Raw genomic sequence first — 6465 nt, 5'->3', positions numbered from 1 at the left:
AGCCCGACCCCCCCCCCCCCCGCCGGCCGCCCGCCCCCGCCGGGGGCGCGCCCCCCCCGGCCGTTGCCGCAGGGCGCGGGATCAGCCCTGGGGCCGGCCGGCCGGAGGCTTCGGGGCCCGCGGGTACGGGTTGTCCTTCTGGCAGCTCAGCACCTGGTACTCGGGCTTCTGCTGGTTCTCCTGGTCCTTCTTGACCTTCTCGGCCTGGTCGTAGACGACCGGGGCACCGGCGTCGATGCAGTCCTTGGCGGCGACGTACGGCGAGCAGTTGCCGTCCAGGCCGCGCAGGTGCTGGGCGGTGTTGGCGAAGTTGCCGGTGCTGTCGATGCGCGAGCTGGGCTCGGGCATGTAGCGGCTGCCGGTGGACGAGCCGGCCATGCCGAACAGCAGGCCGAGCGCGCAGAGCGCGGCGAGGGCGTACCGGCGCGGCGCACGGGCGGTCGGGGTCGACAGGCTCTCGGAGCCGGTCCGCTGGCGGCGCTCCAGGAAGCGCTCGGTGCCGAGGAACAGCGCCAGGCCGGTGAGCACGATGAAGCAGTACAGCAGCTGCTGGTTGGTGCGCGGGTAGAGCATCACCGCCTGGTTCTTGAACATGTGGGCGGCGTACCAGTAGCGCATCAGGAAGGCGCTGGCAGCGGCCGCGGCGGTCGCCAGCACCACGGAGTTGCGCGGGCCGACCACGACGGCGGCGGCGCCGCCGATCAGCAGCACGATGGCGAACAGGCCGACGCCGCCGATCTCGCCGGGCTGCGGCCAGGCGCCCAGTCCGAGGCCGCCGGGCACGTCGCTGCCCCACATCATGAAGTAGCTGGGCTCGGTGTAGACGTCGAAGTAGCAGTACCGGTCGACGGCGCCGCCCGCCGAGGAGAGGAACTTGGTGAGGTAGAAGCCGGCGACCGCCACGAAGGTGAGGACGGTCGCGCCGATCAGCATCAGGGCCGTGACGAAGGCGCCGGTGCCGTGGGTGCGCCACTGGCGGACGAGCAGGACGACGCCCATCAGCATCAGACCGGCCGCCGACCAGACGAACCAGCCCGAGTACAGCAGGAACAGCAGGCCGAGCACGGCCCCGACGACGGCCCCCAGGCCCACGGCCCGGCCGCGGCTGAGCAGTTGGGAGCGCTGGATCAGCTGGAGCAGCTTCGCCAGCACCGGCAGCAGCCCGACCAGGACGATCGTGGTGTAGGGCTTGTACGGGTCGGCCAGCGGCAGCGAGGCGGTGACCCCGATGCCCAGGGCCCACAGCGGGGGAAGGATCAGCCGCCAGGCGACGTAGGCCGTCGGCCCCAGCAGCGCGATGAACACCAGGCTGACCATCTTCAGCGCGTGGCCCGGGTCGCCGTCCGTGAAGTGCTCGGTGTACCAGCCGAGCAGGTGCGGGAAGAGCGGCGGGTAGGTGTCGTCGATCGGCTGGCCGTGGATCAGGTTGAAGGCCCAGCCCTGGAGGACGCCGGCGTCACCGCCCTGGCCGCCGAGCGGCCACGGGGTGCCGCGCAGCGCGAGCGCGACGGCGCCGGCCAGCACACCGCTGGAGAGGCCGGCGAATATCGCGGCACCGAATTGCACCGGAAGTATCGACCAGCGGCGCATGATGACCATCAGTGCCCCGACGGTGACTCCCATCGAGATCAGCAGAATGAGCTGGAGCGCGGCCAGACCGCTGACCTGACCGACACGAACCATCGGATCGATGTGGATGAATCGGGTCGCCCAGGTCATGAACATGGCGGCTGTGATCCCGATGACACCCTCGACCGCCACCCACCACGCTGAACTCTCGCGCCGGTACATCCGTCGAGGCAGAGGGGGGATCAATGGCTGTTCGGGCGACCGCTGAGGCCTGTCGGCACGGTGCGGAACGCTGATGGTCATCCTGGGAGGCCCTTCAGAACCCGGCTGTACGGGAGTTGGCATGTCGCACCGAAGATATCCTAGGGATCCTCGCCCGGCCCGCTCCGGTAGACAGGATTTAAATCGGCGAAAATCCGGACATTGCCAACTCCAATTCATTGCGGGGCCGTTCGGCGGATGTAATTCCGTTGCCCGGGCTTTCCGATCGGTGACGTACGCGAACCCCGCGGACGGTTCGGCGAGTTGGTTTCCCGCCCGGACCGGCCGACGCACCGGGGCGGCGGAACTGGTTGACTTGGCCCGTCCGGCGGCCGCGGCCGGGGCACCGAAGCATGATCCAGGACCAGGAGGTGCGGCGCCGTCATGAGCGTCGATTTCGTCATCCCGTACTACGGCGACCCGGAGTACCTGTTCGCCACCATCGACAGCATCCGGGCGCAGCACCAGCAGGACTGGCGGCTGACCGTGGTGGACGACCAGTACCCGGGCAACCGGGCGCTGGAGTACATCGAGGGCCTGGAGGACGAGCGGATCCGCTACGTCCGCAACGAGGAGCGGCTGGGCCCCAACGGCAACACCTACAAGGCGTCGACCCTGGCCGAGCGCGAGTTCGTCTCGATGATGGGCGCCGACGACCTGCTGGAGCCGAACTACCTGGACGTCGTCCTGGAGCGGATGAAGGCCGACCCGAAGGCGATCGCGGTCCAGCCGGGCGTCAAGGTGATGGACAGCGACGGGAACCTGGTGCCGTCGCTCGGCATCGGTGACAAGGTCAAGCGCCGGATCGCCGCCCCGGCCCGCAAGGCCGGTCTGATCAGCGGCGAGGACGCGGTGAAGAGCCTGCTGTCCGGGAACTGGCTGTACACCCCGTCGCTGCTGTACCGGCAGTCCGCGCTGTCGAAGATCCCGTACCGCCCGGACATCGACGCCGTGCACGACCTGGCGTTCATGGTCGACATGCTGATGGAGGGCGGCAACCTGCTGGTCGACGAGCGCGAGGTGTTCCGCTACCGCCGCCACCAGGCCAGCGACTCCTCGAACCGGGTCAAGGACGGCAAGCGCTTCGACGAGGAGCTCCAGTACTACACCCTGATCGCCAAGGAGCTGCGGGCCAAGGGCTGGAACGCCGCGGCCCGCTCGGCCGACCTCCACCTCTCCTCCCGGCTGCACGCCCTGATGGTCGCCGCCGGGCGCCTCGGCGCGGGTGACTTCGCCCACGCCGGCGCCATGGTCGGCCGCGCCGTCCGCAGCAGCTGACCAGGCCCGGAGCCGGTCGTCGAGGGCCCGGGCCCGGAGCCCCGGCTCCGGGACGGGCGCTTATCATGTCGGCGACCCCGACCGCCGACCCACCACGCCACTCCATGCCGCACACCGGACGTGGCCACGTACGGAAGTGACTGACATGACTGATCTGGCCACCAGCCCGGTCGGCGACTCCGAAGCGGAGCCGCAACGGCCCGAGCGAGCGGCCGAGCCCCTCCTCGGGCGGATGGACGGCCTGCTGGCGCGGCCCTGGGCGGTCCGCTCGGCCGAGGCCCTGGTCTCGATCGTGGCGGCGTTCGCCTTCGCGCTGCTCTGCACCCGCATCAACGTCAACCCGCTCAACCGGGTCGGCCAGGTCAGCGGTCTGGCGATGCTGCAGAAGTACGCCGCGATCGTCGGCCTGCCGATCCTGGCGGTGCTGCTCTACACCGCGTACCGGGGCAGCCTGGCCCGCTACCAGCTGGTGCAGCGGCTGGTCTGCGCGGCCGTGGCCGGCCTGGCCACCGGCGCGGTCGCCGGCGGCATCGTGGTGGCGCTGAACGGCACCCAGTGGGGCCTCGGCGGCCAGGAGGGCGACCCGGGCAACCTGATCGGCATGGCCAACGGCATGCTGACCGGCCACGGCCTGCCCGGCGTCTACCCGCCCGGGTTCCCGGCGGTGCTGGCGCTCTGGTCGAAGCTGTTCTACGGCGGCGTCGGTGGCGGCGGCTACGCGCTGAAGGACGTCCAGCTGATCTGCACCGCGCTGGTCGGCCCGATGGCGTACCTGTCCTGGCGGCTGCTGTTGCGCCCGTTCTGGGCGCTGCTGATCGCCGTCCCGTCCGCGATCCTGTTCCTGGACCCGATCCGGCCGTACAGCCACGTCACCATGCTGGTGATGGTCCCGATGCTGGCCGCGGCCCTGCGCGAGCTGCGCCGGGCGCACCGGCTGAGCACCCGCTCCACGGTGCTGCGCGGGGTCGGGTTCGGCGTCTCGTTCGGCCTGATGTTCCTCTGGTACTCGGGCTGGTTCGTCTGGGCCGCGCCGGGCGTGTTCGTGCTCGCGCTGTTCCTCGTGCCGTGGCGCAAGGGCGCCGCCCGGATCAAGCCGGTGCTGCTGTTCCTGGCCGCGACCCTGATCAGCGCCGGCGTGGTCGGCGCTCCGCTGCTGTACCAGCTGGTGCGGCTGGGCGCCGAGGCCAAGGACCGGTACGCGTACCTCTCGGTCTACCTCGACCCGGCGTACGTCATGGGCTGGGCCTCGGACCGCGCGGGCGACCTGAACTACCACGACTTCCCCTGGCGCGGTGAGCTCGCCGGGCAGAGCGCCTACACCCTGATGCTGCTGGCCGGCGTCGCGCTGGCGCTCGGCCTCGGGCTGCGCAGCATCGTGGTGCGCACCACGGCGGCGACCCTGGTCAGCGCCTGGCTGCTGCGCTTCTACTTCGCCTCGCAGCTGGCCCACGCCAAGGCCGTCCAGCTGTTCCCGCGCACCACCTGGATCATCCTGTACGCGCTGATGATCCTGGCCGTGCTCGGCCTGATGTTCGCCGTCCAGCGCGGTACGGGCTGGCTGCGGACGGTGCAGCGGGTCGGCGTCGACGGCGGGCCCGCGCCGCTGACCCTGCGCCCGGCGGTCACCGGTCGGCTGGTCGCGGGCGCGGTCTGCGCGGTGGCGCTGTTCGGCACCATGGCGGCCTCCTGGTCGGTGGACCGCTACATGCCGACCACCGACTCGCGGTACCTCCCGAGCACCGGGTCGCAGCAGGTCGACATGGGCATCGACGCCTGGCGCGCGCACATCCTGGTCAACCGCAACGGCAAGTGCCCCAAGTTCGACCCGGCCGGGCAGAACGACTGCGCCAAGGTCAACATGAACCTCAGGGAGTACAACAACGAGCCCGACAAGGGCCGGCTGTGGTGCGCCAACGTGAGCGGCGAGGACTGGGCGACGGTCTGCGGCACCAAGCGTCCGTGGTGACGCGACCCGGCGGCGTCCGCCGCCGGGAATGACGGTCACCTGATCGGGGCCGGTGAGGTACGCCTCACCGGCCCCGATTGGCATCCGGGCTGCTCCATGTGGCAGTATGTCCAAGTTGCTCGGTTGAGTGCCGATGCTGCGCGCCTCCCGCCGGGAGGACTGGAAGCGAGTCCCATGTACTCGTCGTTCCCGTGATGGCCGTCAAGCGTGAGTTCTACGCCACGGCAGCTGCGGGGCGAAAGTACGGGAATCTTCCGGGAAGCGTGTGCGGGGCCTCGACCCGGCCGCCCCCACCCCGAAAGTTTGAAACCGACGAAGTACTTCGCCGGTTTTTTGCAAGCGCGAGTGCGACACGCCCGAGCGCGGGGGTCGGAGGAGGGTCGTGCAGTGACTAAGGACAAAGGACTACTGAGTAGCCATGGCGGGACAGAAGATCCGCATCCGGCTCAAGGCCTACGACCACGAGGTCATCGATTCCTCGGCGAAGAAGATCGTCGAGACGGTGATCCGTACTGGTGCGCAGGTCGCAGGCCCGGTGCCGCTGCCCACTGAGAAGAACGTGTACTGCGTCATCCGCTCGCCGCACAAGTACAAGGACTCGCGCGAGCACTTCGAGATGCGCACTCACAAGCGTCTGATCGACATCCTCGACCCCACGCCGAAGACGGTTGACTCGCTCATGCGTCTCGACCTGCCGGCTGGCGTCGACATCGAGATCAAGCTCTGAGAGGCGCACCGAAGATGGCTAAGCAGATTAAGGGCATCCTGGGCGAGAAGCTCGGCATGACCCAGGTCTGGGACGAGAACAACCGGGTCGTTCCGGTGACCGTCGTCAAGGCTGGGCCCAATGTCGTGACCCAGGTCCACACCGCCGACAGCCCGGCCGGCTACGACGCCGTCCAGATCGGCTTCGGCGAGATCGACCCCCGCAAGGTGAACAAGCCCCTCGCGGGCCACTTCGCCAAGGCCGGTGTCACCCCCCGTCGCCACCTGGTCGAGCTCCGTACCTCGGACGCGTCCGAGTACACCCTGGGCCAGGAGATCACCGCCGAGCTGTTCGAGGCGGGTGTCAAGGTCGACGTGACCGGCACCTCCAAGGGCAAGGGCTTCGCCGGTGTCATGAAGCGCCACAACTTCCGGGGCCTCGGCGCCGGTCACGGTGTGCAGCGCAAGCACCGCTCGCCCGGCTCGATCGGTGGCTGCGCCACCCCGGGTCGCGTGTTCAAGGGCGTGAGGATGGCCGGCCGGATGGGCCACGAGCGTGTGACCACCCAGAACCTGACCATCCATGCCGTTGACGCGGAGAAGGGGCTGCTCCTGATCAAGGGCGCAATCCCGGGCCCGAACGGCGGCCTCATCCTCGTCCGCACCGCGGCGAAGGGGCTGTGAGG

At 69.8% G+C, this 6465-nt stretch carries 5 protein-coding genes; 4 read left to right on the top strand and 1 reads right to left on the bottom strand.

Annotated features, from left to right (window positions below; all coding sequences use genetic code 11):
* Positions 1–81: 81 nt before the first annotated feature.
* Positions 82–1683 carry a hypothetical protein gene (locus tag ACFV8H_RS07980; RefSeq protein ID WP_380397412.1) on the bottom strand — a complete coding sequence of 534 codons (1602 nt, stop codon included), beginning with the start codon at positions 1681–1683 and terminating at the stop codon, positions 82–84.
* 531 nt (positions 1684–2214) lie between these two features.
* Between ACFV8H_RS07980 and ACFV8H_RS07975 the strand changes: the two genes are divergently transcribed.
* The 4 genes from ACFV8H_RS07975 (at position 2215) to rplC (ending at position 6463) form a co-directional block, all read left to right on the top strand.
* Positions 2215–3108, top strand: a complete 894-nt coding sequence (locus ACFV8H_RS07975; RefSeq protein ID WP_380397410.1) for a glycosyltransferase family 2 protein — start codon at positions 2215–2217, stop codon at positions 3106–3108.
* 145 nt (positions 3109–3253) lie between these two features.
* Positions 3254–5074: a hypothetical protein gene (locus ACFV8H_RS07970; protein WP_380397408.1), complete on the top strand. Its 1821-nt coding sequence runs from the start codon at positions 3254–3256 to the stop codon at positions 5072–5074.
* Between the two features lie 418 nt (positions 5075–5492).
* Positions 5493–5801, top strand: a complete 309-nt coding sequence (gene rpsJ / locus ACFV8H_RS07965; RefSeq protein ID WP_012785157.1) for a 30S ribosomal protein S10 — start codon at positions 5493–5495, stop codon at positions 5799–5801.
* Between the two features lie 14 nt (positions 5802–5815).
* On the top strand, positions 5816–6463 hold the full coding sequence (rplC, locus tag ACFV8H_RS07960; RefSeq protein ID WP_350503569.1) for a 50S ribosomal protein L3: 648 nt from the start codon (positions 5816–5818) through the stop codon (positions 6461–6463).
* Positions 6464–6465: the final 2 nt, after the last annotated feature.

Origin of the sequence: Kitasatospora sp. NPDC059827, assembly GCF_042731675.1 — a bacterium.
GTDB lineage: Bacteria > Actinomycetota > Actinomycetes > Streptomycetales > Streptomycetaceae > Kitasatospora.
This window is presented reverse-complemented; position numbering and strand designations above follow the sequence as displayed.

Excerpts from the sequence above, each read along its gene's own strand:
- ACFV8H_RS07980 (WP_380397412.1), bottom strand. The coding sequence starts at position 1,683 with ATGGTTCGTGTCGGTCAGGTCAGCGGTCTGGCCGCGCTCCAGCTCATT.
- ACFV8H_RS07975 (WP_380397410.1), top strand. The coding sequence starts at position 2,215 with ATGAGCGTCGATTTCGTCATCCCGTACTACGGCGACCCGGAGTACCTG.
- ACFV8H_RS07970 (WP_380397408.1), top strand. The coding sequence starts at position 3,254 with ATGACTGATCTGGCCACCAGCCCGGTCGGCGACTCCGAAGCGGAGCCG.
- rpsJ (WP_012785157.1), top strand. The coding sequence starts at position 5,493 with ATGGCGGGACAGAAGATCCGCATCCGGCTCAAGGCCTACGACCACGAG.
- rplC (WP_350503569.1), top strand. The coding sequence starts at position 5,816 with ATGGCTAAGCAGATTAAGGGCATCCTGGGCGAGAAGCTCGGCATGACC.